The organism is Pseudomonas sp. CCI3.1 (genome assembly GCF_034313985.1).
GTDB lineage: Bacteria > Pseudomonadota > Gammaproteobacteria > Pseudomonadales > Pseudomonadaceae > Aquipseudomonas > Aquipseudomonas psychrophila.
On the sequence record NZ_JAVIWO010000001.1, the window covers coordinates 1,066,941 to 1,090,033 of the forward strand.

At 58.5% G+C, this 23,093-nt stretch carries 27 protein-coding genes; 17 read left to right on the forward strand and 10 right to left on the reverse strand.

Going from position 1 to position 23,093, the window contains the following annotated elements; genetic code table 11:
- Window positions 1-242 precede the first annotated feature (242 nt).
- The 3 genes from RGV06_RS04695 to RGV06_RS04705 all read left to right on the forward strand — a co-directional run bounded on the left by RGV06_RS04695 (window position 243) and on the right by RGV06_RS04705 (window position 2,590).
- A complete protein-coding gene (locus tag RGV06_RS04695; RefSeq protein WP_046808650.1) occupies window positions 243-1,049 on the forward strand; it encodes an ABC transporter substrate-binding protein in 807 nt (268 codons plus the stop codon).
- A gap of 134 nt (window positions 1,050-1,183) precedes the next feature.
- The gene (locus tag RGV06_RS04700; protein ID WP_048351656.1) at window positions 1,184-1,912 is read left to right on the forward strand and encodes an amino acid ABC transporter permease; all 729 of its coding nucleotides are present in this window, start codon (window positions 1,184-1,186) and stop codon (window positions 1,910-1,912) included.
- Between the two features lie 3 nt (window positions 1,913-1,915).
- Window positions 1,916-2,590 carry an amino acid ABC transporter permease gene (locus RGV06_RS04705; protein ID WP_019828405.1) on the forward strand — a complete coding sequence of 225 codons (675 nt, stop codon included), beginning with the start codon at window positions 1,916-1,918 and terminating at the stop codon, window positions 2,588-2,590.
- A gap of 43 nt (window positions 2,591-2,633) precedes the next feature.
- Here RGV06_RS04705 and RGV06_RS04710 read toward each other — a convergent pair whose 3' ends face one another.
- The 4 genes from RGV06_RS04710 to RGV06_RS04725 all read right to left on the reverse strand — a co-directional run bounded on the left by RGV06_RS04710 (window position 2,634) and on the right by RGV06_RS04725 (window position 7,185).
- Window positions 2,634-2,969, reverse strand: coding sequence for a DUF3325 domain-containing protein (locus RGV06_RS04710; protein ID WP_046808649.1), 336 nt, complete (start codon window positions 2,967-2,969; stop codon window positions 2,634-2,636).
- A 1-nt stretch (window position 2,970) separates the two neighbouring features.
- Complete coding sequence (locus RGV06_RS04715; protein WP_322149492.1) at window positions 2,971-4,509, reverse strand: PepSY-associated TM helix domain-containing protein; 1,539 nt, start codon at window positions 4,507-4,509, stop codon at window positions 2,971-2,973.
- Window positions 4,506-4,796 carry a hypothetical protein gene (locus tag RGV06_RS04720; RefSeq protein ID WP_019828408.1) on the reverse strand — a complete coding sequence of 97 codons (291 nt, stop codon included), beginning with the start codon at window positions 4,794-4,796 and terminating at the stop codon, window positions 4,506-4,508. The genes RGV06_RS04715 and RGV06_RS04720 overlap by 4 nt, the downstream gene beginning before the upstream one ends.
- 130 nt (window positions 4,797-4,926) lie before the next feature.
- On the reverse strand, window positions 4,927-7,185 hold the full coding sequence (locus tag RGV06_RS04725) for a FepA family TonB-dependent siderophore receptor (protein ID WP_019828409.1): 2,259 nt from the start codon (window positions 7,183-7,185) through the stop codon (window positions 4,927-4,929).
- Between the two features lie 305 nt (window positions 7,186-7,490).
- Here RGV06_RS04725 and RGV06_RS04730 point away from each other — a divergent pair, with 305 nt between their 5' ends.
- The 4 genes from RGV06_RS04730 to RGV06_RS04745 all read left to right on the forward strand — a co-directional run bounded on the left by RGV06_RS04730 (window position 7,491) and on the right by RGV06_RS04745 (window position 10,953).
- The gene (locus RGV06_RS04730; RefSeq protein WP_019828410.1) at window positions 7,491-7,832 is read left to right on the forward strand and encodes an FKBP-type peptidyl-prolyl cis-trans isomerase; all 342 of its coding nucleotides are present in this window, start codon (window positions 7,491-7,493) and stop codon (window positions 7,830-7,832) included.
- A 65-nt stretch (window positions 7,833-7,897) separates the two neighbouring features.
- Window positions 7,898-8,974 carry a DUF1615 domain-containing protein gene (locus RGV06_RS04735; protein WP_019828411.1) on the forward strand — a complete coding sequence of 359 codons (1,077 nt, stop codon included), beginning with the start codon at window positions 7,898-7,900 and terminating at the stop codon, window positions 8,972-8,974.
- 900 nt (window positions 8,975-9,874) lie between these two features.
- The gene (locus RGV06_RS04740) at window positions 9,875-10,276 is read left to right on the forward strand and encodes an MbcA/ParS/Xre antitoxin family protein (protein ID WP_322149493.1); all 402 of its coding nucleotides are present in this window, start codon (window positions 9,875-9,877) and stop codon (window positions 10,274-10,276) included.
- A complete protein-coding gene (locus tag RGV06_RS04745) occupies window positions 10,276-10,953 on the forward strand; it encodes an RES family NAD+ phosphorylase (protein WP_322149494.1) in 678 nt (225 codons plus the stop codon). Before RGV06_RS04740 ends, RGV06_RS04745 begins: the two co-directional genes overlap by 1 nt.
- Window positions 10,954-10,997: 44 nt before the next feature.
- On the opposite strand, the gene RGV06_RS04750 is transcribed toward RGV06_RS04745, so the two are convergent.
- The 3 genes from RGV06_RS04750 to RGV06_RS04760 all read right to left on the reverse strand — a co-directional run bounded on the left by RGV06_RS04750 (window position 10,998) and on the right by RGV06_RS04760 (window position 13,489).
- Window positions 10,998-11,600, reverse strand: a complete 603-nt coding sequence (locus tag RGV06_RS04750) for a hypothetical protein (protein WP_019828415.1) — start codon at window positions 11,598-11,600, stop codon at window positions 10,998-11,000.
- 108 nt (window positions 11,601-11,708) lie between these two features.
- Complete coding sequence (locus RGV06_RS04755) at window positions 11,709-11,933, reverse strand: hypothetical protein (protein ID WP_019828416.1); 225 nt, start codon at window positions 11,931-11,933, stop codon at window positions 11,709-11,711.
- A gap of 218 nt (window positions 11,934-12,151) precedes the next feature.
- Window positions 12,152-13,489: a PLP-dependent aminotransferase family protein gene (locus RGV06_RS04760; RefSeq protein ID WP_322149495.1), complete on the reverse strand. Its 1,338-nt coding sequence runs from the start codon at window positions 13,487-13,489 to the stop codon at window positions 12,152-12,154.
- 85 nt (window positions 13,490-13,574) lie between these two features.
- On the opposite strand from RGV06_RS04760, the gene RGV06_RS04765 reads away from it, so the two are divergent.
- From RGV06_RS04765 to RGV06_RS04795, 7 genes are all read left to right on the forward strand, one after another.
- Window positions 13,575-14,546, forward strand: a complete 972-nt coding sequence (locus RGV06_RS04765) for a threonine dehydratase (RefSeq protein ID WP_019828419.1) — start codon at window positions 13,575-13,577, stop codon at window positions 14,544-14,546.
- Window positions 14,547-14,569: 23 nt separating this feature from the next.
- A complete protein-coding gene (locus tag RGV06_RS04770) occupies window positions 14,570-15,025 on the forward strand; it encodes a GNAT family N-acetyltransferase (protein WP_019828420.1) in 456 nt (151 codons plus the stop codon).
- 26 nt (window positions 15,026-15,051) lie between these two features.
- Window positions 15,052-15,453, forward strand: coding sequence for a hypothetical protein (locus tag RGV06_RS04775; RefSeq protein ID WP_322149496.1), 402 nt, complete (start codon window positions 15,052-15,054; stop codon window positions 15,451-15,453).
- A 125-nt stretch (window positions 15,454-15,578) separates the two neighbouring features.
- Entirely contained in the window at window positions 15,579-15,923 is a 345-nt protein-coding gene (locus RGV06_RS04780) for a hypothetical protein (protein ID WP_046808644.1), read from the forward strand.
- A 61-nt stretch (window positions 15,924-15,984) separates the two neighbouring features.
- Window positions 15,985-16,539: a UPF0149 family protein gene (locus RGV06_RS04785; RefSeq protein WP_046808643.1), complete on the forward strand. Its 555-nt coding sequence runs from the start codon at window positions 15,985-15,987 to the stop codon at window positions 16,537-16,539.
- A gap of 142 nt (window positions 16,540-16,681) precedes the next feature.
- The gene (locus RGV06_RS04790; RefSeq protein ID WP_322149497.1) at window positions 16,682-17,362 is read left to right on the forward strand and encodes a GNAT family N-acetyltransferase; all 681 of its coding nucleotides are present in this window, start codon (window positions 16,682-16,684) and stop codon (window positions 17,360-17,362) included.
- A 49-nt stretch (window positions 17,363-17,411) separates the two neighbouring features.
- Window positions 17,412-18,263 carry a CAP domain-containing protein gene (locus tag RGV06_RS04795; RefSeq protein ID WP_019828428.1) on the forward strand — a complete coding sequence of 284 codons (852 nt, stop codon included), beginning with the start codon at window positions 17,412-17,414 and terminating at the stop codon, window positions 18,261-18,263.
- A gap of 98 nt (window positions 18,264-18,361) precedes the next feature.
- Here the strand turns inward: RGV06_RS04795 and mqo are convergent, their stop codons facing one another.
- Window positions 18,362-20,008 (reverse strand): malate dehydrogenase (quinone), encoded by a 1,647-nt coding sequence (gene mqo, locus RGV06_RS04800; RefSeq protein WP_019828430.1) that lies wholly within the window; start codon window positions 20,006-20,008, stop codon window positions 18,362-18,364.
- 421 nt (window positions 20,009-20,429) lie between these two features.
- On the opposite strand from mqo, the gene RGV06_RS04805 reads away from it, so the two are divergent.
- Both RGV06_RS04805 and RGV06_RS04810 read left to right on the forward strand, forming a co-directional pair.
- Window positions 20,430-20,801 (forward strand): hypothetical protein, encoded by a 372-nt coding sequence (locus tag RGV06_RS04805; protein ID WP_019828432.1) that lies wholly within the window; start codon window positions 20,430-20,432, stop codon window positions 20,799-20,801.
- Window positions 20,802-20,984, forward strand: a complete 183-nt coding sequence (locus RGV06_RS04810) for a DUF1289 domain-containing protein (protein ID WP_046808641.1) — start codon at window positions 20,802-20,804, stop codon at window positions 20,982-20,984.
- Window positions 20,985-20,988: 4 nt separating this feature from the next.
- On the opposite strand, the gene yghX is transcribed toward RGV06_RS04810, so the two are convergent.
- Window positions 20,989-21,873 (reverse strand): YghX family hydrolase, encoded by an 885-nt coding sequence (gene yghX / locus RGV06_RS04815; protein ID WP_019828433.1) that lies wholly within the window; start codon window positions 21,871-21,873, stop codon window positions 20,989-20,991.
- Window positions 21,874-22,033: 160 nt separating this feature from the next.
- Here yghX and RGV06_RS04820 point away from each other — a divergent pair, with 160 nt between their 5' ends.
- Window positions 22,034-22,504, forward strand: a complete 471-nt coding sequence (locus RGV06_RS04820) for a hypothetical protein (protein WP_037032692.1) — start codon at window positions 22,034-22,036, stop codon at window positions 22,502-22,504.
- Window positions 22,505-22,550: 46 nt separating this feature from the next.
- On the opposite strand, the gene RGV06_RS04825 is transcribed toward RGV06_RS04820, so the two are convergent.
- A complete protein-coding gene (locus RGV06_RS04825; protein ID WP_019828436.1) occupies window positions 22,551-23,093 on the reverse strand; it encodes a helix-turn-helix domain-containing protein in 543 nt (180 codons plus the stop codon).

Consider the following 23,093-nt stretch of genomic DNA (forward strand, 5'->3'; position numbering starts at 1 on the left):
TTCCGCCCTTACGGCGGGTCACTTTTTCCAAACGCCGAAAAAGTAACCAAAAAGGCTTGCCCTACCATACGGCCGCTTCGCCAAGGCTCGGCGGTGCCCTCGCGAGCAAGCCCGCTCCCACAGCGATCAGCGCAACGTCATATTCCTTAAAGGCATATTCAAATCATTTTATATTCTTTTTTAAAAGTTAAATTTCCTGCAAGACTCTCGTCATAACTCTTCCAACTCATGATGAGAACGAAATGAAAAAAATCACTGCCCTCACCGCTTTGACCCTGGCTGTCTTGTCTGGCCTGGCCCACGCCGATCGTCTGGACGACATCAAAAAGTCCGGTGTGCTGCGCGTGGCGTCTTTTGACAGCAATCCGCCGTTTGGCTTTGTTGATGCCAAGAGCAAGCAGATTGAAGGCCTGGACGTGGACTACGCCAAGGCCATTGCCGATAAGCTGGGCGTGAAATTGCAGTTGCAACCGACCAACCCGGCCAACCGTGTGCCGTTGCTGGTCGCGAACAAGGTGGATCTGGTGCTGGCCAACTTCACCATCACCCCTGAGCGCGCCGAGCAAGTGAACTTCAGCATTCCGTACTTCGCATCGGGTCAGCAATTTATCGTCAAGAAAGGCACGCTTAAATCCCCGGAGGAACTGAACAAGTGGCGTGTCGGGGTGGACAAGGGCACTGTCAATGAAGGTGTGCTGCGCGAGAAATTCCCCGGTGCCAAAGTGGTTGCCTACGATGACACCCCTTTCGCCTTCACCGCCTTGCGCAACGGCAACGTCCAGGCCATCACCCAGGACGGCCCGAAGCTGATCGGCCTGCTGGCCAATGTGCCGGACAAGGACAAATACGAAGTGCCGCCGTTCACCATTTCCAATGACCTGATCGGTGTGGGCATTCCAAAAGGAGAAGCGCGCCTGACCGAAGTGGTCAACCAGACCCTCACCGACCTGGAAGCCCAGGGCAAGGCACAAGGCATTTATGACGCCTGGTTCGGTCCGACCACCAAGACCCCGCTGACTCGCCTGTACAAAATCGGCGACAAGAGCTGAGCCACTGCCTGTGTGAGGGCGAGCCTGCTCGCGAAGGCTTTTCGCGAGCAGGCTCGCTCCCACGGCTCCTGCCTCCTTCAGCCCGTCCCGGATAACCGGACGGGTTTGTTCGTTTATAGATGGACGCTGTTTTTATGTTTGGTGAACTGCTTGCCCCGCACTACCTGCACTGGCTGCTCGACGGTTTTGTCCTCACCCTGATCCTCTCGCTTCTGACCTGCCTGGTAGCCACCGGGCTGGGTTTTTTGCTGTGCCTGGCGCGCATTTCACCTTCGCGCGTGTGGTCGTGGCCAGCACGGGCTTATCTCGCCCTGTTTCGCAATACGCCGCTGCTGGTGCAATTGTTTTTCTGGTACTTCGCAGTGACGGCGATGCTGCCCGAAGAGTTGGTGATGTGGCTCAACCAGCCGCGCAGCCTGTCAGTGGGCCTGTTTGAAATTGAATGGCCGTCCTTTGAGTTCATTGCCGGGTTCTGGGGCCTGATGTTGTATACCGCAGCCTTTATTTGCGAAGAGTTTCGCGCGGGCATCAGCTCGGTGCGTATTGAACAACGGGCGGCCGGTCTGGCGCTGGGCTTCAAGCCTGCACAGGTGTGGCGCTATATCGTCTTTCCACAGGCACTGCGCACGGCTTTGGGGCCGTTGCTGGGGCAATACATGAATGCCCTGAAAAATTCGTCGCTGACCATGGCCATTGGCCTGGCCGAATTGTCTTACGCTTCGCGCCAGGTCGAGACTGAAACCTTCAAGACGTTTCAGGCCTTTGGCTTTGCCACCTTGCTGTATGTGGCCAGCATTGCGCTGATCGAAGTGATCGGCCAACTGATTGCACGCAGCAAGTGGTATCGCCAGGGAGTGGTGTAAGACATGGACTTTTCGGTGATTAGCGATAATTTTTCGTACTTTATGCTCGGCGCCTGGCCCAACGGACCTCTGGGCGGAGCGGCACTGACGCTGGTGCTGAGTCTGCTGTCGGGGATCATCTCGGCACTGCTGGGGCTGGTGCTGGGTATTGCGCTGGTGATGATTCGCGGCAAAGTGCGCTGGCTGTTGCTTGGCGTACTGGGCTTTTTACGGGCGATCCCGGTGGTGATGCTGATTTTCTGGAGTTACTTCCTGCTGCCCATTGTGTTCAAGGTCGATGTTCCCGCACTGGCCACCGTGGTGTGCGCGTTGTCGTTGATTGGTGGCGCGTACCTGGCGCACTCGGTGTATGCCGGGATCAGCAGCTTGCCGGCCGGGCAATGGGCTGCAGGCAAGGCGCTGGGCCTGGGCACCTGGCAAGTGCTGCGCCTGATCATCCTTCCTCAGGCCTTGCCCATGATGTTGCCCTCCTTTCTCAATCAATGGATTTCACTGATCAAGGACACCTCGTTGGCGTATGTGATCGGGGTTGGCGAGCTCTCGTTCGTCGCCACCCAGGTCAGCAATCGGGTGATGGTGCACCCGACTGAAATATTCCTGTTCGTCGCCTTGGTGTATTTCGTGTTTTGCAGCAGTCTGGATGTAATTGCCAATCGCTGGGTTCGAAAACCTGCATAAAGCTTGTAGCAGCTGCCGAAGGAACGAGGCAGCTGCTACGGGTTCACGTCAGGGTTTCGATCACCGCCCAAACCGGCACAAATCCCATCGGCAACCACACGGCCAGGCGAGGCCTGTACGGCAACAGCATCAGCAGCCCAAAACCGCTCAACGAAAGCATGCCGAGCCAGCCCACCGGCCCCATCGCCCAGCCCCAGGCCAGCCCGCAAAAATAGAAGCTCAGCCCCAGGCTCACCCAGCCTGAAACCCGCAGCAAGCGGCTCAGACGAGGCGATGGGGGTTTGCCCCACACCTGTTTGTAATGGCGGTCCAGCCCCTGACACAGAGCAAGCATGCCGAGGTAGGCGAACGCCAGCGCAGCAAAAAAATGAGCCAGCATCTCAATTCACCTCAGCCATGACAGCGGTCTTTTTGCGCGGCACGCGCTCAACCGCCGGTTGCGATACCTTCCAGCACGCCCACAACAACAAGGCACCTAGTGCCATCGCAGTCAGTTCCACGCCCATGCTGGTAGGCAGCGCCCAAGGCCGACTGACCGTGAGCATGCTCAGCAGTGGCAAGGCCAGGCACATCAACCCCGCTAACCCAAGCTGCTCGCGCCAGGCCTGCATGCGTGGCCGGATCAACGCATGAACCAGACTCAGGGCCCACACACCGAAGAACACGTTCAGTTCAGCGTCGGCACGTTCTGCCAGCCCTGAGGGCAACAAGCGATTGCCCCACAGCAAGCTGATGCAGGCCAGGCTCAGACCAGCCATGGCGGTGATATTAAGCGCTTCAACCACACGGTAGAGGACCTGCGCGACGCGGCTTTCGCTGGCGTATTTACGTCGCCGCTTGACGGTGAACAACACCAGGCCACTGGCGATCATGGCGCTGCTGATCAGACCGCAAACGAAGTACAGCCAGCGCATCGGATACCCCCCGAACTGGGCAAAGTGCAGCCCTGAAATCACCCGATGGGTCAGCACTGTAGGACGCATTTCTGTCGGCCCGGAAATCTGCTCACCCGTTACCCCGTCGAAGCGCATGCCTTGCCCTTTGGTCAGGGCGATGCGGTTACCCAGAATCGGTCGAACCTGGATTTCGGCATTGCTCTGCCCGGGGTTGCTGATGTTTACCCCGCTCAACGGCCCCATCACCTCACGGGCCTTGGTCAGCAACGGCCCAAGTGCCACCAGCGGCGCCGGTTCGACCGTCGCCGGGCGCTTGACCTCAAGCGCGGGTGGCGCGGCGTCCTGGGCTTTGAAAAAGGCCTCGCGGTTGCCATCGAACAACGCATCCATCGCCGCTGGCATGTAGATCACCAGAAATATAGCCAGCCCGCTGTAGGTGATCATCAAGTGAAACGGCAACAACAGCACGGCACTGGCGTTGTGAGCGTCCAACCATGAACGCTGGCCCTTGGCAGGACGAAAGGTAAAGAATTCCTTGAAGAACTTTTTGTGAATCACGATCCCGCTGACCAGCGCTGCAAGCATGCCCATGGCCAGTGCGCCAACCAGATAGATCCCGATCATGCGCGGCATATGCAGGGTGAAGTGAAACAGGAAGAAAAACCGTCCACCCACCGATTCGCGCACCGGTATCACCTCGCCGGTATCGGGGTCGAGTGTCACCGACACCCCGTCACGGCGCCCGCCGGTCGAGGCCTGCAGCTGCGGCGAACGTTCATAAGGCAGGCGGATACCCCACTGCTTGGTGTCGGCCTTGTGTGCTTGCAAGTAATCCAGCGCACGTTGCGCGGCTTGCTCATCCGTCAAGTGGTGCGCAGGCAGTTCGGGGGTCATCCAGTTGTCGATCTCTTGATCGAACACCGCCAGGCTGCCGGTCAAAAAGATCACGAACAACAACCAGCCGACGATCAGGCCGCCCCAAGTATGCAGCCAGGCCATGGATTGGGTCAGGGTCTGTTTCATCCCAGTTGCTCCAGCAGTTGTGGCCAAAAGCCGATGGCGGCCAAAGGGACGGCGAGTACCGCGCCCATCCAGGCCGACCACTGATGACGGGCAGCAAACGCCCACAGGATGGCGAAGGTGTAGATCACAAACGACAGCAAACTGGCGACGATCATCGAGTCCACATTGTCCAGCGGCAGCAGCCGCGCCAATGCAGCGGTAAAGGCATAGGTAAAGACATAACCGCCGACCAGTGCAGCCAGGGTGCGGGACACAATCGGCGCCCAGGCCGACGTAGCGAGTTTCATGTTTTCAATTCCTCATCGAGCTCTGCGTTTTGCCTGCACCAGATGCGACAACGGCGCGGCACCCGTTATTCACGGATGTCGCGCCTGGATGTGCCTGCACCGGTAACAGCGATCAGGCCCGGGTTATTTATCAGAAGGAGCTGGTCACCGACGCAAAGTAGGCACGGCCTGCTTCGTTATAGGTTTGCGCGCCCGCTTCGTCAGAGTTGCCCTTGCGGTACAACTGCTTGTCGAACAGGTTGTTGATGCCGACCCGCACGCTGAAGTTCTTATTGAACTCATAACCACTGCTCAGGCCCACGAGACCGTAAGGGTCAACCGGCTGTTGTACCGATTTGTCGAGTTCTTCGTTGGCGCGGTTATTACGCTTGGGCGCTTCCTGCTTGCCGTAATAAGTACCGCTGACCTGGAATGACAGTTTTTCAGTGGCGTACCAGTCCAGCATGGTGTTGAGGGTGTACTTGGGAATGATGCTCAGCGGATCACCGGTTTCCTTGTCCTTGCTTTCGATCATGTAGGTCAGGTTGGTGTTCCAGTCAAGATCGTCGCGCAAGCTGACGAACAGATTACCCTCAATCCCTTGCACGATGGCTTTGCCGCTGTTTTCCCATTGCAGCACGCGACGGCCGTTTGGCAGGCGGAATGCCGATTCGTTGCTGGCATTGATCTTGTTTTGGTAGTCGTTGCGGAAATACGTACCGCTGGTGCGCCATGTGCCTTTGTCGTACGCCAGGCCGATCTCTTTGTTGACGCTGATTTCAGGCTTGAGGTCCGGGTTACCCACCAGGTAGCAACCGCCCAGATTCACTTCTACTGAACTGCAACCGTTACCACGGCTGTACAGCAGGTAGTTGGGGTTGGACTGGTACAGGTTCGGGGTTTTGTAGGCCCGGGCAATACCGCCCTTGATGCTCAGCTCATCGGTGATCTGGTGCGAAGCGTTGAGGCTCGGGCTCCAGTTGGCACCAAACTCGCTGTGGTGATCGAAACGTACGCCGGGGGTCACGATGGTCTTGGCGCCGACTTCGATATTGTCTTCAACATAGAACGCATAGCTGTTGGCCGTGGTTTTGGTTTGCGTACGGTCCGTGCCCGGCAGCCCTGGAGTACCGTCAGTGCCTGGGTCCCAGCTTTGCGGCCGCAACGAACCCGGGTCATTGAGCGATTCGTACAGGTACTCGCCGCCCAGCGTCAGCACTTGTGCGGTGCCCAGGGTCAACGGCAGGTTTACTTCGCCGGTGGCTCGGGTGTTGCGCAACCGCGATTCAAATCTGCCCGCGCTTTCAGACGGCGCACCTTCACCATAACCGGCCAGGCCTTCGTTGAGGCGAGCGTTACGGGTCAGGTCGTGGGTCAGAGAGGCCATGGTGGAGCCCCAGTCGAACGAGCCATTATGGGTCGCCGAAAAGCTGCTGCGCTGCAGTACGCTGGTTTCTTTACCGGTCAGGCTGTTAACGAAATCACCACCGCTGTTGAGCATGGTGTCACCGGCAAAAATATTGCCCTGACGGCTGTAACTGGCTTCCAGGTCCAGTGACTGCTCCGGGGTGAACTGCCAGCTGAGCAAGCCGTTGACGTCTTTGTTGCGCACGCCTTCACGACCAGCCACTACGCTGTCAGGAGACGCCTGAGCGGCGGTGTTGATGCCCGGATCATCGGCATCGGTCTTGTTCAGGCCGCCATATACACGAAACACCAGATCGTCCGTGATCGGCCCGCTGAGGTTGAAGTTGGTGCGTTTGCTGACGCCCTCAGAATCGTCTTCAGGGGACATGTAGTACGCAGTGACCGAGCCGCTGAGTTTGTCCGAAGGGCGCTTGGTGATGATATTGACCACCCCGCCCATTGCGCCGGAACCGTAACGAGCAGCTGCCGGGCCACGCAGGATCTCGATGCGCTCGACTTCTTCGGCCGGCACCCAGTTGGTTTCGCCACGGGTATCACGGTCGCCGCTCCAGCCATAGCGCTGGGCGTTGCGTGAAGAGGATGGTTTGCCGTCAATCAGGATCAGGGTGTTTTCCGGGCCCATGCCACGCAGGTCGATCTGGCGATTGTTGCCGCGAGCGCCGCTGGAGCTGTTGCCCGTCAGGTTGACCCCCGGCTCCCGACGAATGATGTCGGAGAGGTCGTTGGCTGGCGGCCGTTTTTTAATATCTTCGGCGGTGATGATCGACACACCCGGTGCCTGCTTCAGTTCCTGGGCTGCGGTGCCCAGTACGCGGGTTTCTTCAAGTTGCAGCGCCTGTCGGGTGCCATCCACCGGCAAATCGGCGGCCTCTACCGGTACTTCGTCACGCTCACGCTCAAGTGCATCGGCGAGCAGGGTTGGCGAAGCCAGTGCGGCCATGAGAGCCAGTGAAAGATGACTGCGGTTGAATCGAGACGACATGTCCAGTTGATCCCTTAACAATGGAGTGTGCTCAGCAGGCCAAGGGCTGGAAATTGCTGACGCACGACCTTGAAAGGACCTACGTGTTTAGCGTTCCCCGGCACTGCCAGGGCTGCAATGATAAACATTCTCAGTTGAGAGTAAAGCGCAATTGACAATGATCCTCATTGCAAAGTTCCCCGATCCCTTTGTTTTAGAGCCTTTTCCTACATAAAAAGAATCAAAAACAATTGCAAAACCGCCTTCAAATTGAGAAAAACCCTGCCCGGAACAATCGTTCACCCTACTTTTTGAGTCCCACCACCATGACAGACGAACTGCAAATCACTGACCTCTTGCCGGGCGACGGCAAGGCCGTGGCCAAAGGTGCATTGATCACTACGCACTACACCGGCTGGCTCGAAGATGGCACGGTATTCGACTCATCGTTTGAGCGCGGTAAGCCGTTCCAGTGCGTTATCGGCACAGGGCGCGTGATTAAAGGCTGGGATATCGGTCTGATGGGCATGAAGGTCGGAGGCAAACGCGCACTGCAGGTACCAGCACACCTGGCCTATGGTGAAAGAAGCATGGGCGCGCACATCACACCGAACTCCAACCTCCGGTTTGAGATCGAACTGCTGGAAGTGCTCACGCGCGACGATTGATTGGCAGGGCATATTTAAAGGAGTTGTATCGGGTGAATCGATTCTTCAGGTGTTTTTTATCGGTGATGCCCCTGGTGGTAGTGGCGGGTTGCGGTACCCAGGGGTCGCGGACAAACCCGGATATCACCCCCGACCAGGCACGGGCACGCATTGTGCAATTGCTCCCGGTGAAAACCGCGGACCGCCAGGGCTGGGCGGCGGATATCCAGGTCGCGTTTACCGCTCAGGGGCTGGCCCCCACCGATGAGAACCTGTGCTCCGTGCTAGCGGTGACCGAGCAGGAGTCGACCTTTCAAGCTGATCCGCCGGTGCCTGGGCTGGCCACCATCGCCCGCTCGGAAATCAACCGCCGCGCCAGCACACTGCATATCCCCGAGTTTTTGGTGCGCAGCGCCCTGAGCATCACCTCGCCCAATGGCAAGACCTACAATCAACGACTGGACACGGCCCGCACCGAAGGCCAGCTGAGCGCCATTTTTGATGACTTTATCGGCATGGTGCCATTAGGCAAAAGCCTGTTTGGCGGCTTGAACCCGGTGCACACCGCAGGCCCTATGCAGGTCAGCATCGCCTTCGCCGAGCAACGGGCGCGGGACTACCCTTACCCCGTTGCACACTCGATCCGTCAGGAAGTCTTCACCCGACGCGGCGGCATGTACTTTGGTATCGCCCACTTGCTGGGCTACCCGGTGGACTACACACAATCGCTGTACCGTTTTGCCGACTTTAATGCGGGCTGGTATGCCAGTCGCAATGCCGCTTTTCAGAATGCTGTTAGCCGCGCGTCCGGCATTCCGCTGGCACTGGATGGCGACTTGACCATCCCGGGGTCCTACAAACTTGGCTCCACCGAATTGGCGGTGCGCGCCCTTGGCAAACAGGTGGGCTTAAGCAACAACGCCATCCGCCGCCAACTCGAAAAAGGTGACAGCCTGGAATTTAACGACACGGACCTTTACCAGAGCGTCTTCGCCCTCGCCGACCGCCAGCAAGGCAAACCCCTGCCCCGCGCCGTGCTGCCGGGCATCACTCTGCAAAGTCCCAAGATCACCCGCAACCTGACCACCGCCTGGTTTGCCAAGCGGGTGGATGAACGGCGGGCGCGGTGCATGAACCGGGCAAAGGCCTTGCCAATGGGCTGAGTGGTAGTTCTGTGCTGCCATCGCGAGCAGGCTCGCTCCCACAATCATCCCTGCAAGGCACACATTCTGTAGGCGCCGAAGTCCCTGTGGGAGCGAGCCCGCTCGCGAAGGCATCACCGCGATCATTCGGATAAACCGCGTCCCCGGCATCGCGAGCAGGCTCACTCCCACAATCATCCCTGCAAGGCACACATTCTGTGGGCGCCGAAGTCCCTGTGGGAGCGAGCCCGCTCGCGAAGGCATCACCGCGATCATTCGGATAAACCGCGTCCCCTGCATCGTGAGCAGGCTCACTCCCACAATAATTCCTGCAAGGCTCGAATTCTGTGGGCACCGAAGTCCCTGTGGGAGCGAGCCCGCTCGCGAAGGCATCACCGCGATCATTCGGATAAACCGCGTCGCCTGCATCGCGAGCAGGCTCGCTCCCACAACAATTCCTGCAAGACACACATTCTGCGGGCACCGAAGTTGAAGTGGGAGCGAGCCCGCTCGCGAAGGCATCACCGCGATCATTCGGATAAACCGCGTCCCCGGCATCGCGAGCAGGCTCACTCCCACAATCATCCCTGCAAGGCACACATTCTGTGGGCGCCAAAGTCCCTGTGGGAGCGAGCCCGCTCGCGAAGGCATCACCGCGATCATTCGGATAAACCGCGTCGCCTGCATCGCGAGCAGGCTCGCTCCCACAACAATCCCTGCAAGACACACATTCTGCGGGCACCGAAGTTGAAGTGGGAGCGAGCCCGCTCGCGAAGGCATCACCGCGATCGTTCTCATAAACAGCGTCCCCGGCACTTGTAAGACCATGCAGTCATATTTTCATAATTCATATGTGAACTAATTTATTGAAAATAGTCGTATCCGGAGTAAGCTGGCCATATCAACTTTCTGGAGGCGGCCATGCACCTGGTAGCCAAACACCCCGAACCCGATATCACCAGCGGCGATGCTGGCCGGGTTGCACTGACTTTTTTCTTCAGCTTGATGGAGCATTGGGGCTGTACCAAGGATCAGCAGTGCACCCTGCTCGGCTCCATCGGCAATACCACTTACTTCAAGTACAAAAAGCTGCCAAACGTACGCTTGCCCCATGACACTCTGGAGCGCATTTCGTACCTGATGGGCGTGCACAAGGCTTTGCGCATCCTGTTCAGCAATAAACCTGAACGTGCCTATGAGTGGGTTCATAAACCCAACACTGCTGCGCCATTCAATGGTCAGAGCGCCTTGAGCTACATGCTCGCAGGTCAGGTCGTCGACCTGGCGGATGTGCGCCGCTACCTCGATGGAGTACGCGGCTGATGCCAGATGCAATGCTGCCTGAGTGGAACAAGGCTTATCGCATCGTCAACAGCGCCTTCCCGCCCATTTCAGTGTTTGAAGACACCCTGGACCCGGCCGATCTGGAGATCGCCTTCGCCCTCGAAAGCCTGACCAATGACAGGTTGCGTGATCAGGCGGGAGTGCTGAACAGGGTCCGGCCTGAAGACCGCCTGTGTGGAGAAGGCTCAACGCCCGTGATGGCGGCTTTTACCCATATTGGCCGTGCCAGCCGTTTTACCGATGGCAGCTACGGCGTGTACTACTGCGCCAACAGCGTTGACGCGGCAATCGCAGAAACCTGTTTTCATCAGGAGCAATTCTGGCGGGCGACACAGGAGCCCAGTATCGAAATCACCATGCGTACCTATATCAACCGCGTGGTGCAGCCGATGATCGATGTGCGTGGCGACCCGCAGCTGCATCAACCGTCACCGTGCGCATATGGTCTGTCTCAGGCATTCGCCCGGCCTTTGCGGGAAAACGGCGCCTGGGGGCTGCTCTACAAGAGCGTGCGCCTTGAGGGACACGAATGCGTGGCCGCGTTCCGTCCACCTGCGCTGTCGGTACCGGTGCAAGGCCAGCATTTTCGGTATGTGTGGGATGACAAGACGCAGGCGATTGCCTGGGTGTTGCAGGTCAGTGAAGTGGTGAGATAAGAGCAGGGCAATGTCAACGACACCACCCTGCCCTCGCTCAGGTGTTACAAACCATCGGTTGGCTTGAGCGTACGCTCGGCAACTGCGTCAGCACTTTTTTCCTGCCAGACCGGCCAGTATTCAGCGCGTTTTTTCTCGACGCTGGCTTTGACTCGCTCATACCAGGCCAGAGACTTCGGCGAGTTGGTCACCATCTCCGTGTCTTCAACCCATTCTTTGAAGTTCTTGGACTTCAGGCTGTGTGACGCTTCGGGGTCATTGCTGATCGGCCACAGTGAAAAGCGAGCTTTCCACAAACCCATGCGCGGCGTTACCAGCGCGTAATAGGTTTTGCCTGCCACAAGGTCGGCTTCCATAAAGTCAGCCGCTTCGGACACCACCATGTAGGTGTGTTTGCCTGGGGTGGCGGGATGAACGATTTTCGTGCCGTTGGCCATTACACCAATGAATTGGGTCTTGCCATCGGTCACGTCATACAGCGAGGAAACAATGGCTTTGCCGGTGTAGGCATCGCGCATGAACACGACTTGTGACATGCCTGGCGCAGGTGGCTGCACCGTCTGGTCAGCTACCGGGTCCATGGGGTTGCTTGCGCAACCGGCCAACAACAAGGTGCCCAACAGGGTAAAGATATAAAACACGCGCATCTACAGCTCCTTTGAATTGCAACTTCCTGACCCGGCACCTGCCGGGCCCGCGGCATTATCGACACATCTTGCCCTGGCCTCAAACCAGATCATTGATCGCGACCCCACTCAGAGGGTGTATTGCTTGAACAGTTCCTCTTTGATGATCAACAACGCATCTTCGTAATAGCGCTCACCCCGGGCTTCGCTGAGCAACACCGAACGGACGCTGCCCTCGCCTTCCCGGGGCGTGTGTTCGCAGGTGAGGTAGAACTCGGCGGTTTCGGGCTTGAATTCCAGGTAATAGAACAACTCGCGACCTTCTCGGTGCCAGTAGCCAATTTCTCTGCGCATGAGGGTTCCTTGGACAGTTCGGGCGGTAAAGGATACACAAGACCTTTGGGCGCAGCGGTCACAAGATAAGCCTCTTCGGTTTATCAGGCAGAGGGGTGGGCGAGGGTTTTTGCTGTTTATCGCCTTTGCCTTTGCTGTAGCCATTCGATTACCTGAACGCCACAAATGCCCATCACAGAAGGTCGAACGCAGGTGCTGCTACGGATCGCGAGTACCCTTTAGCACTTACCCGCAATCCGCTCCAGCGCCACCTTCAGAACCTGGATACTCGCAGCCGCTGTCAGGCTGATGCGCACTGCATTGGTCGCGGTGGGTTTGACCGTAAATACGTCCGCAGGCACCACGTCAACCCCCGCGGCGCGGCAAGCCTCGGCGAGCGGAATCTCACTGTCGGGCACCGTCAGCCAGATATGAGGCGATGGCGTTTGTGTCTGGTACATCCCGGGGCCAAGGATCTTTTTTGCCAGCCGCCAGCGCCGGGCGACTTCCCCGGTTTGCCACTGCACACGCGCTTGCGCAGTGCCGTCGCCAATCCATTGGCAAGCAATGGCCATGCACAGGGGCGATACCCCCCAGTGCGCGGACTGCGCATAGGGATCAATGCGGGCCAGCAATTCAGGACTTGCGACAATCCACCCCAAACGCACGCCTGCCGCAACGGTCTTGGACAAGCTGCTGACCAGCACCGATAGCTCGGGTAAAAACCGGTACAACGGCGGGCTGTCGGTGAGAGCCCCGTACACGTCATCCTCAATGATCAGTACACCGTGACGCCGGGCGACATGGGCAATGGCCTGTTTGCGCTCAATGCTCATGACTGCCGATGTAGGGTTTTGCAGGGTCGGCGTCAGTACGGCAATCCGCGCCCCCGTCGCTCGAATCATCCGGTCGAAGTCCTCCGCCACGATGCCTTCCCGGTCAAGCGCTACACCGTGCATGGGCAGGCGCAGTTGTGCGCAGGCAGCCTTGATCCCGGGAGCGGTAAACGCCTCGACCAGCACCGGCTCGCCTGCCTGGCACAACGACAAGAGCACCGTGAACAGCCCTTGCTGGGCGCCGGTACACGGCATGATGTGATCCACGTTCAGGTCCAGCCCGCGCCCCTTGAACCAGGCCGCGCCCTGCACCCGTGCCAGCAGTAAATCCGCCGCGCTCAAGTAACCCTGCAAACGGATTGCCTGGCGACTGTCGAGTAGCCATGACAACGCCTGTGCATCATGCTCACCGAGGTGATCAATGGCCGGCACGTTGGTTCGCAGGTCGATGCGCGCGGCGTTTTCATCGGCCTGTTGCAACCTGAACAGGGTCGCTTCCTGGCTGCTGGCCAATACATAAGTGCCACGGCCCACCTCGCCCGAGACCAGATGCCGGCGTGCCGCCTCGCGATAGGCCTGCATGGTCGTGCTGGGGTTCCAGCCCAGCGCCCAGGCCAGACGCCGCTGTGGCGGCAAACGTGCGCCGGGTTGCAGCTCGCCACAGGCTATGGCCTTCGTGATGGCATCGACCAGCGCCAAATAGCGCGGCTGGTCCTTTTCGCTGAGCGTCGGTATCCACATTTATTGTTGGCCATGCAATATAAGGATCGGCCCATACAATGCGTTGTGCCTAGAATCGAGTCAAACCCCTCGATGACGGTGCGCCATGTTTGACTTGAATGCCCTTCGCCTTGCAGCACAAACCGTTTACCAGACCCTGGCGCCAACACCGCAACTGGCCTGGCCTTTGCTGACTCAGCGCCTGGGCTGCACGGTGTGGGTCAAGCATGAAAACCACTTGCCCACCGGTGCGTTCAAAGTGCGCGGCGGGTTGTTGTATGTCCAGGGCTTGCTGGCACGGGAACCGAATACCAGAGGCCTGGTCACCGCAACCCGCGGTAATCACGGGCAAAGCCTGGCGCTGGCGGCTCGGCGCATGGGGCTGCCGATCCGTATCGTGGTGCCTGTAGGTAATTCTCAGGAAAAAAATGCGGCCATGCGGGCGCTGGGCGCAACCGTCATTGAATGCGGCAAGGACTTCGACGAAGCGCGGGCCGAAGCCGCCACACTGGCCGCCACCCATCAATGGCATATGGTGCCCGCGTTCCATCACGACCTGATCCGCGGGGTCGCCACTTATGCTCTGGAGTTGTTGGAAGCGGTGGAGGAACTGGACACGGTGTATGTGCCCATCGGCATGGGCTCCGGGATTTGCGGGCTGATTCAGGCCCGTGATCTGCTGGGCCTGGATACAGATATCGTGGGTGTCGTGTCATCCCATGCCGATGCCTTTGCTCAAAGCTTCGAACAAGGCCGCGTGGTGTGCACGGACTCGGCCCACACCTTCGCCGACGGCCTGGCCTGTCGTCAGCCGCTGCCCGAGGCATTGGACATTATCGCCAAAGGTGCGGCACGGGTGATTCGGGTCTGCGATCAACAGATCTCCCACGCCATTCGGGTCTACCATGAAACCACCCACAACACCGCCGAAGGTGCGGGTGCTGCGGCACTGGCCGGGTTGATCAGCGAGCAGTCAAGCCAGCAAGGCCGTCGGGTGGCGCTCATTCTGAGCGGTGCCAATATTGACCGTCAGCTGTATGCCGGGATTCTGGCCGAAGGCCCTGACCCCGCAGCCTGACCCTGGAAAAACAAGGAGCCTGTGTGCAGTGTCAGATTCGCCGCGCCCTGCCGGTCGATGCCCAAGCCATCAGCAAGGTGGTGATTGCCGCCTTGCAGGAATCCAACGCCCGGGACTATTCCCCCGAGGTGATCGCCCAGGTAGAGCAGAACTTCTGCCCGACTTCGATCATGGCGCTGATGAAACAACGCCAAATGTATGTGGCAGTGGTTGAACAGCATGTGGTGGGTACGGCCAGCCTCGATCAGGCGGTGGTGCGCAGCGTTTTTGTCAGCCCGCGCCATCAGGGGCGCGGTATTGGTCAGCAATTGATGGCCCGCCTTATGGAGGCAGCCATTGCCGCGCAGGTCGAAGAGCTGAGGGTGCCCTCCTCGCTGACCGCTGAATCGTTCTACGCACAACTGGGTTTTCACACCGTGCGCGATGAGTTTCACGGTGCCGAACGCACCGTGATTATGGCGCTGCGGCTGGACGCTTAAATCGTCGCGCAGCTATGCTGAGCCCCATGACTCCCATAGCAGCGACTCGCTCACCCTGCCCACCCGGCGCCTGCATCTGCGAGCGGGAACAACTGTTGGCGACACCGGATACCGACCTGCGCATTTTCAGCCTGACCCGCCAGGCCGAAAAGGTGCTGCTGGAGCGACTGGAGAATATTCAAAGCCTCAGCGATCTGGAACACATGCAGCGCCGCATGCACGAGCAACTGGGGATTGAAGTACAGATTGACCCGGGGTTTAACGAAGTTCGCACCATGCGCGGTATTTCAATCCGCCTTGTCGAGCAGCCGGGGTTGTGCCGAAAAACCCGGCAGGCCATTCCCGCCGCCATTCGCCGAGCCCTGGAGAAACGCCCGGAAATTGCCTACAAGTTGCTGGACGGTCACGACTTGCTGCGCGACACCTGAATCGGTTCAGATAAGGACTTTTAGCCATTAAAAGGCCATAATATGCAGCCTATGAACAAATTTGCTTGCCATAACCCGAATCGCTGCCCTATAAGCGCGTCTTTTATATTACAAGAGTCTTATCAATGAGTGCCGGATTCACCGAGGACGACATGCGCAGAGCGCTCGGCCTTGATATACCTGCTGCCCCTGTTCAACCTGAAGTTGAACCTGCCCCTGCAAAAACCACCCCAATCCCGAAGAAAGCTCCGGCACCTGCCAAGGCTCAGTCACCTGTGCCGAAAAAGCGCAGTGGCCCGGTTCTTCGCGTCACCATGCGTGTGACGAAGGTCTTTGACGGCGAAGAAACCAAGTTTGTGCACGACTCCAAGGATTTGAGCCGATTCAACGCTGAGCAAGAGGCCAAAAAAGCCCTGGCCAAAGCCGGCTTCAAATACTTCGAGCTTGAGTCTATCGTTTCAGTGGACTGACTTCGCACTGGCGGTCAGCCATCGACCGCCCGCTCTAGCGCCCCATCCAAGGAGCCCGAACATGCAATCGCAACCCCTGAACGCCAGCGACTTTGACGTGCTCGAAAACACGCTGCTCAAATACGGCGACGATCACTCTGTGCTCAACCCTTCGGAGCTGGACGGCTACTTCACGGCTCTGGTGTCGAGCCCGACTCGAGTGGATATCGCCGAATGGTTCCCGGCGATCTGGGGCGGCCAGAATCCGGCCTGGCAAACCCCGGAAGAAGCCAAGCAGTTCATCGAGTTGAGCGTTCGCCACATCAATACCCTTGCACGGCAACTGGCCGAGGACAGCGCTGCATTTTCACCGCGCTTCGAGCAGACCGAGCATCTGGGTCAAGACGTGACGCTGGCTGAAGAATGGTGCTTCGGTTACACCCGTGCAGTCGCTATCTGCAACTGGCCGGCATTGCCTCTGCCGCAAGCGAACCTTCTGCAAGCCATTGCCGAATGCGCCGAGCAGGACAACTTTGAACTGCCTGAAGACCTGGACGTAGCGGCTCATCAGCACAGTGTTGCCGCCATTGCACCAGCGGCACGTGCACTGCATGACTTCTGGTTGAGCCAGCGCTGATCACCCGATCAAACTCAGATCCAGTGTGGGAGCGGGCTTGCTCGCGATGGCGCCACTTCGGTTTATCTAAAAACCGAGGTGATGCTATCGCGAGCAAGCCCGCTCCCACAGAGATTCACCTCTCCCTCGCGGACAAAGCCCCATGACCACCCTTGCCCACTTCGATACTCCGGTCAGCGAGCCGATCAACAGCCAGATTCTGCAGATCGTCGTCGACCACCTCACCGACATCAGCGCCATGGAAATCGCGCCGAGCAATCTGCTGTACAGCATCTACCAATATGCAATTGGTTTTGAAGTGCACCTTTATCTGCAAGCACTCGACGGCTCCAAGGGGATTGCGGTTGAGCTGATTGTGGCGACCGACGCTCAAGACCCGGAAAAAGTGACCGGCTTCGCCCTCTATCTGCCCGTCAAGGATGATCCGCATGCTTGCGGCATCGCGTACATGGCCGAACTGGCCAGCCATCGTCATTTGGGTGTAACCCAGGCAATGGTGCAGGAAGTGGTGCGCCGTTACCCCCATACCGAACTGACCTGCAGCGTGACCAAAGTGCCGGCATTTGAAGCCATGGGCCTGCAAGTCATCGGTACCCGTGGCCCCCAAGTGTTGATGAACACCCGTGATCACAGCACCGACGGCCTGACGGGCGTACTCGATGTCGCAGCGATCTACAACTCCACCGAAGTGCGCCAGATCCATACCTACCTGCTGCAACGCAACGGCAAGAAGGCAATGCTCGACGCCGAGAAAAAGCGCGACCGCCAGATCGATCAGCTGACCGCCAGGGCAAAAGCCTTTGTGGCCCAGGCAAAAGACTAACAAGCCGAAATAACGCATCATGGGGGTATTACGTTTAGAGGGAACCTATATGCGTACTCACTTAACCCTGGCCCGTCTTGGTGCCTTGACCCTGGGGCTGGCGTTCAGCGTTCCGGCCCTCGCCAGCGAAGAGTCGCAATTGATCGATTCGATCAACGCGTATCGCAGCCAGATCCAGTTGTGCGCAGGCCAGGCTTCGCAAGAGTTGCCGCCGCTGTCCGCTGATACCCGGCTGATACTGCCCGCCAGCAGCTTCGGCGACTTGCAGCAAGCCCTTGGCCGGGCGGCATACCCGATGGTAAACGTACAGGCGATCAATCTCTCCGGCCCCCGTGATGCGCAGGCCGCCATGAAAGCGGTGCAGGAAAGCTTCTGCCGCGTGGTGCTGGACCCGCAGTTCGTCGATATCGGCGTCAGCCATGACCAGCGCGAATGGCGCATCGTCCTGGCCCGCCCTCTGCTGGCGGCACGCTTGGGTGACTGGCAGGCCGAAGGCCAGAAAGTCCTTGAGATGCTCAACAGCGCCCGCAACCAGCCCCGTCAATGCGGCACACAGGCCTTTGCCCCGGCCGGACCGCTGACCTGGAATGCCACCCTGGCAACCTCCGCTGAAGCCCATTCACGGGATATGGCCAATAACAACTATTTTGACCACAAGGGGCGCGACGGCTCGACACCAGGCGACCGTGCTGAACTGGCGGGCTATATCGCCCAGCAGATCGGCGAAAATATCGCGGCCGGGCAAGACACCACGCGCAAACTGGTCGACGGCTGGCTGGCCAGTCCTGGCCACTGCGCCAACGTAATGAACCCTGAGTTTCGCGAGCTCGGCGCAGCCTACGCGGTAGACCCCAAAAGTGACGCAGGCATTTACTGGACGGCCTTGTTCGGCACGCAGTAAGGGCCGATACCCGGTGCGTATGGTGCGAGGCGAATGTAGGAGGGGGTAGTGCGAGGTAAAGCAGCCCCACCCGAACAGCGTCGGGTGGGGCCGTTTTTTTACAGCGCCATGTCAGCCGCTGGGTTGCTTGGCGCAGGCTTGGCCGGCGCGGCAGCAGGGGCTGCAGTGTGAGTTGCAGCCGGGATCGCCGGCGGCGGAGTCAATTGCAGGACTTCAGCTGTGTAGGCCCACTCTTGAGCAACGCGATCAGGATCACCGTTCAGCTTGGTGCCATAGCTCGGCACGATCTGGTGCAGCTTGGCTTGCCACTCTGGCGTCGCAACCTTGTCCTTGAACACGGTTTCGAGCACGGTCAGCATGATCGGTGCAGCGGTGGATGCACCAGGCGATGCGCCCAACAGACCTGCGATGCTGCCGTCTTTGGCGCTGACAATCTCGGTACCGAGTTTCAGCACGCCGCCCTTCTCTTCATCACGCTTGATGATCTGAACACGCTGACCGGCTTGCCACAGGCGCCAGTCTTCAGATTTAGCGTTCGGGAAGTACTCTTTCAAAGCATTGAAGCGATCTTCGTCAGACAGCATCAGTTGGCCAGCCAGGTATTCAACCAGTGGGTACTGTTCGATGCCGACTTTGGTCATTGGCCAGATGTTGTGGGTCGTGGTGCTGGTCAGCAGGTCGAAGTACGAGCCTTCCTTGAGGAACTTGGTAGAGAAGGTCGCGAACGGGCCAAACAGGATTACGCGCTTGCCATCCAGCACGCGGGTGTCCAGGTGAGGAACCGACATCGGCGGTGCGCCAACCGATGCTTTACCGTAGGCCTTGGCCAGGTGCTGCTGAGCAACGGTAGGGTTTTCGGTGACCAGGAACGAGCCGCCAACCGGGAAGCCTGCGTATTCCTTGGCTTCAGGAATGCCGGACTTCTGCAGCAAGTGCAGAGCACCACCGCCTGCGCCAATGAATACGAACTTGGCATCAGTCTCGGTTTTGGTGCCGTCTTTCAGGTTTTTGTACACCACACGCCATGAACCATCTTCATTGCGCTTGATGTCTTCAACTTCGCTCGACAGTTTGAGCGAGAATTGAGGCTTGGTTTGCAGGTAAGCCACGAACTGGCGCGTGATTTCGCCGAAGTTCACGTCAGTACCGATCGGAGACCAGGTGGCCGCGACTTTTTGAGCCGGGTCACGCCCTTCCATCATCAGCGGAACCCACTTCTTGATCTGCACCGGGTCTTCGGAGTATTCCATGCCCGCGAACAGAGGGCTGGCCTGCAGGGCCTCGTAGCGCTTCTTCAGGAACTTGATGTTGTCATCGCCCCACACAAAGCTCATGTGCGGAGTGGAGTTGATGAACGAACGCGGGTCTTTCAGAACGCCGTTCTTGACCTGCCAGGACCAGAACTGACGCGACACCTGGAAAGCTTCATTGATTTCAATGGCCTTCGGGATTTCAACGTTGCCGTTCTTGTCTTCTGGCGTGTAGTTCAACTCGGCCAGGGCCGAGTGACCGGTACCGGCGTTGTTCCAGCCGTTGGAGCTTTCCTGGGCAACGCCATCGAGACGTTCAATCATCTCCATGGACATGCCAGGTTCCAGCTCATTGAGCCAGACACCCAGAGTAGCGCTCATGATGCCGCCGCCAATCAGCAGTACATCCACCTGTTTAGGCTCGGCAGCGTGCACGGAGGTAATCCCCATGGTCAGCGCCAGACCCAGTAGCCCCTTGTTCACTTTTTTAAACATGTTGTAGTACCTAAGATAAAACGCCATCCACCCGACACGCAGAGCATGAAATTCTTCGACTCACCACAGGCTTGTCGCCTGCGATCGAACCGATCCTCAAACCTTGAACGGGCAGATATATAAGGCCTGTGCACGTTACAGACCTCACTTTATGCACCTTGGGCGCTGATCTCTTGTTGGTTTTGGCTTCAGCTGCTTGGGTAACATTTTTTGTGCAGCACTTGCGGCTCCTTGATGCCCGGCCTGCTCACAGCTCCTTCCGGGGAACGTGTGTGGATACGACGATCCAGGGCGGCCAGCCGACTTGCTGCGTCATTCTACCTCAGGTGGCACTTTGGGCGAAGCGGCAGTCGCTGCAGTGACCGAGCCCCGAGGTCAGGTATAATCGCGCTTTTGCTCCGCCCATCAACAGGATTCACCCATGTCTTTAAGCAAGCGCACCCAGGCACAGATCGAACGTCGTCTGATCACCACCCTGACCGAGGCCTGTGAAACAGCCAAATCACAGATTCCGGGGTTTGTCTGGCTGACTCATGTGGTCGACTACGAGGCCTTCCCGGCCAGCCTCAAGGTGGTCTGGGTGTTCGATACACAAGCCAGTAAAGACTTCGCCCTGGCCGATGGCGAGGCCAGTTATATGGGTGAACTGACGGCCCGGGCATTGGCTGATGCCCAGGTGAAGGTGCGTAATGGCTCGGCCCACGTATTTTTCGATTCTGAAGAAGAATGCCAGCGCAGCTGTGGCGGCAACTGGCCAAAGCGTCTGGCCCAAAAGCAGACGGGGCGCAACTGATTGGCTAAAGACATTGAAAATCCGTGCATAGCCGTGTGCCAGTTGAGTGGCGATCTCTGCGTGAGTTGCGGGCGTACCAAGGAAGACATCCGCAAGTGGCGGAGCATGAAACGTCCGGAAAAAATGGCCGCCGTGCAACGCGCCAGCGCCCGACTCAAGAGCTTGCGCAAAAAGAACAGCTAAGCCTTTACGCCAGATACTTGCCGAACCAATCCAGCGTCCTGCTCCAGGCCAATGTCGCCGCGGCCTCATCGTAGCGGGGCGTTGAATCGTTATGAAAGCCGTGGTTTACCCCCGGGTAGACATGCCCTGCATAATTTTTGCCATTGGCCTTAAGCGCCTGTTCGAAGACCGGCCACCCTTCGTTGATTCGCGTGTCCAGCCCGGCGTACTGAAGCATGAGTGGCGCCTGGATGCGGCTGACCTCATCGGCAGCGGCCTGGCGCCCGTAAAACGATACCGCCGCCCCCAGCTCCGGATAGGCCACCGCAGCCGCGTTGGCCACCCCACCGCCATAGCAGAACCCGGTAATCCCTACTTTTCCGGTCGTCGCGTCGTGCTGCATCAGCCATTCCACTGCGGCAAAAAAGTCGTTCATCAACTTGGTGGGATCGACCGTTTGTTGCAATGCCAACCCTTGCGCGTCATTGCCCGGGTAGCCGCCCACTGAGGTCAGACCATCGGGTGCGAGGGCGATATACCCCGCTTTGGCCAGCCGCCTGGCGACATCTTCGATATAGGGGTTGAGCCCGCGATTTTCATGAACCACCACCACAGCTGGCAACTTGCCCTGCGCCTTGGCAGGACGCACGAGATAGCCGCGAACCTGGCCGTTGCCCTTCGGAGATGGATACATGACGTACTCGGCCACGATATCCGGGTCGGTAAAAGAGACCTGTTCGGCGAGCGCGTAATCAGGGCTTAGCGCAGCCAGCACGCTAAGCGCTGAACCACCCAGGGTGAACAACGCGGCACGATCCAGGAACTCGCGACGGTTGATCTTGCCGTGGGCGTAGTAGTCATAGAGCTCAAGCAACTCAGGGGCAAAGTCTTTCGCGGTAAGACGAGTCATCAGTGCACTTCCTATGGCCGGTTGCGTTTAACCATAGAGCAATTTGTAGCTAAATGCGTCTCAGAACTTTTACCTGATCCTGTGGGATACCATACGCGCCATGCCCGATGCATGTCGGGCTCCAACGCTTCGACTACACAACCTGAAGGGGTATCAAACGGTGAGAATTGCACTTGTGCTGCTGTTGAGCGCGCTGTCCATGCAGGCCTTCGCGGCGAATATCGGCGAGCGCCTGACGCCCTGGACCCTGCAGGACCAGCATGACCAACCCTACACCCTGGACACTCAAACCCGGGTTCTGCTGGTAGCACGCAACATGGACGGTTCCAAACTGGTCAAGGCTGCACTGGAAAACGAGGCCAAGGGCTATCTGGAAGCGCGCAACGTGGTGTTCCTGGCCGATGTACAGCGCATGCCCTCGCTGATCGGCAAGTTCATCGCCATCCCGGCCATGCGTGACTACAGCTATCGTGTGGTCCTGGACCGCGATGGCAGTATTGCCGCCAACTACCCGGGCGCCGAAGAGAAGGTGCTGTGGCTGCAACTGGACAATGGCACGCTGGTTTCCCAGCAAGAGTTCGCGACCGCTGAGGAGTTGCGTGGGGCGCTGGAAAAACTCCCGGTTCAATAAAGTTTCGGGGCTCAGCCGTCTCGGCTTGGAGCCCCCTCCTCCCGCCTCACTCTTGAGCGCTGTTCACCACCACCAGCAGTTGGGCCTGCTGCTCGCCCACCGAACGAATACGGTGCGGTTTCTGCGCGTTGAAATGCAAGGCATCCCCGCGATTGAGCAACACACGCTCGTTCATGAAGTCCACTTCGACCTGCCCCTCGTGGACAAACAGAAACTCCTCGCCCATGTGCTCCTTGAAGGCTTTGTCAATGAAATCGGCCGGCGGATAAATCATGAACGGCAGCATGCTGCGCTCCCCCACCTGATGGGCCAGCACGGCGTACCCCAAGCTCTGGTCATTGGCTGCCAATGACTGACGCTCATCGCTGCGTATCAGGCTGTAGCTGTCGAGCTGGACGTTTTCTTCGCTGAACAACTCTTCGACCTTCACATTCAGCGCTTTGGCCAGCTTCAAGGCTGCCGCAATCGACGGCGTATTAAGGCCGCGCTCGATTTTCGACAGATAACTCTTGGTCATGCCGGATTTTTCAGCCAAGGACTCCAGGCTCATCCCCAGTTTTTTTCTTAGCAATTTCAATCGGATAGACAT

What these genes read in the sequence shown, in the direction of transcription:
- RGV06_RS04695 (WP_046808650.1), top strand. Translation starts at nt 243, where the DNA reads ATGAAAAAAATCACTGCCCTCACCGCTTTGACCCTGGCTGTCTTGTCT.
- RGV06_RS04700 (WP_048351656.1), top strand. Translation starts at nt 1,184, where the DNA reads ATGTTTGGTGAACTGCTTGCCCCGCACTACCTGCACTGGCTGCTCGAC.
- RGV06_RS04705 (WP_019828405.1), top strand. Translation starts at nt 1,916, where the DNA reads ATGGACTTTTCGGTGATTAGCGATAATTTTTCGTACTTTATGCTCGGC.
- RGV06_RS04710 (WP_046808649.1), bottom strand. Translation starts at nt 2,969, where the DNA reads ATGCTGGCTCATTTTTTTGCTGCGCTGGCGTTCGCCTACCTCGGCATG.
- RGV06_RS04715 (WP_322149492.1), bottom strand. Translation starts at nt 4,509, where the DNA reads ATGAAACAGACCCTGACCCAATCCATGGCCTGGCTGCATACTTGGGGC.
- RGV06_RS04720 (WP_019828408.1), bottom strand. Translation starts at nt 4,796, where the DNA reads ATGAAACTCGCTACGTCGGCCTGGGCGCCGATTGTGTCCCGCACCCTG.
- RGV06_RS04725 (WP_019828409.1), bottom strand. Translation starts at nt 7,185, where the DNA reads ATGTCGTCTCGATTCAACCGCAGTCATCTTTCACTGGCTCTCATGGCC.
- RGV06_RS04730 (WP_019828410.1), top strand. Translation starts at nt 7,491, where the DNA reads ATGACAGACGAACTGCAAATCACTGACCTCTTGCCGGGCGACGGCAAG.
- RGV06_RS04735 (WP_019828411.1), top strand. Translation starts at nt 7,898, where the DNA reads ATGCCCCTGGTGGTAGTGGCGGGTTGCGGTACCCAGGGGTCGCGGACA.
- RGV06_RS04740 (WP_322149493.1), top strand. Translation starts at nt 9,875, where the DNA reads ATGCACCTGGTAGCCAAACACCCCGAACCCGATATCACCAGCGGCGAT.
- RGV06_RS04745 (WP_322149494.1), top strand. Translation starts at nt 10,276, where the DNA reads ATGCCAGATGCAATGCTGCCTGAGTGGAACAAGGCTTATCGCATCGTC.
- RGV06_RS04750 (WP_019828415.1), bottom strand. Translation starts at nt 11,600, where the DNA reads ATGCGCGTGTTTTATATCTTTACCCTGTTGGGCACCTTGTTGTTGGCC.
- RGV06_RS04755 (WP_019828416.1), bottom strand. Translation starts at nt 11,933, where the DNA reads ATGCGCAGAGAAATTGGCTACTGGCACCGAGAAGGTCGCGAGTTGTTC.
- RGV06_RS04760 (WP_322149495.1), bottom strand. Translation starts at nt 13,489, where the DNA reads ATGTGGATACCGACGCTCAGCGAAAAGGACCAGCCGCGCTATTTGGCG.
- RGV06_RS04765 (WP_019828419.1), top strand. Translation starts at nt 13,575, where the DNA reads ATGTTTGACTTGAATGCCCTTCGCCTTGCAGCACAAACCGTTTACCAG.
- RGV06_RS04775 (WP_322149496.1), top strand. Translation starts at nt 15,052, where the DNA reads ATGACTCCCATAGCAGCGACTCGCTCACCCTGCCCACCCGGCGCCTGC.
- RGV06_RS04780 (WP_046808644.1), top strand. Translation starts at nt 15,579, where the DNA reads ATGAGTGCCGGATTCACCGAGGACGACATGCGCAGAGCGCTCGGCCTT.
- RGV06_RS04785 (WP_046808643.1), top strand. Translation starts at nt 15,985, where the DNA reads ATGCAATCGCAACCCCTGAACGCCAGCGACTTTGACGTGCTCGAAAAC.
- RGV06_RS04790 (WP_322149497.1), top strand. Translation starts at nt 16,682, where the DNA reads ATGACCACCCTTGCCCACTTCGATACTCCGGTCAGCGAGCCGATCAAC.
- RGV06_RS04795 (WP_019828428.1), top strand. Translation starts at nt 17,412, where the DNA reads ATGCGTACTCACTTAACCCTGGCCCGTCTTGGTGCCTTGACCCTGGGG.
- mqo (WP_019828430.1), bottom strand. Translation starts at nt 20,008, where the DNA reads ATGTTTAAAAAAGTGAACAAGGGGCTACTGGGTCTGGCGCTGACCATG.
- RGV06_RS04805 (WP_019828432.1), top strand. Translation starts at nt 20,430, where the DNA reads ATGTCTTTAAGCAAGCGCACCCAGGCACAGATCGAACGTCGTCTGATC.
- yghX (WP_019828433.1), bottom strand. Translation starts at nt 21,873, where the DNA reads ATGACTCGTCTTACCGCGAAAGACTTTGCCCCTGAGTTGCTTGAGCTC.
- RGV06_RS04825 (WP_019828436.1), bottom strand. Translation starts at nt 23,093, where the DNA reads ATGTCTATCCGATTGAAATTGCTAAGAAAAAAACTGGGGATGAGCCTG.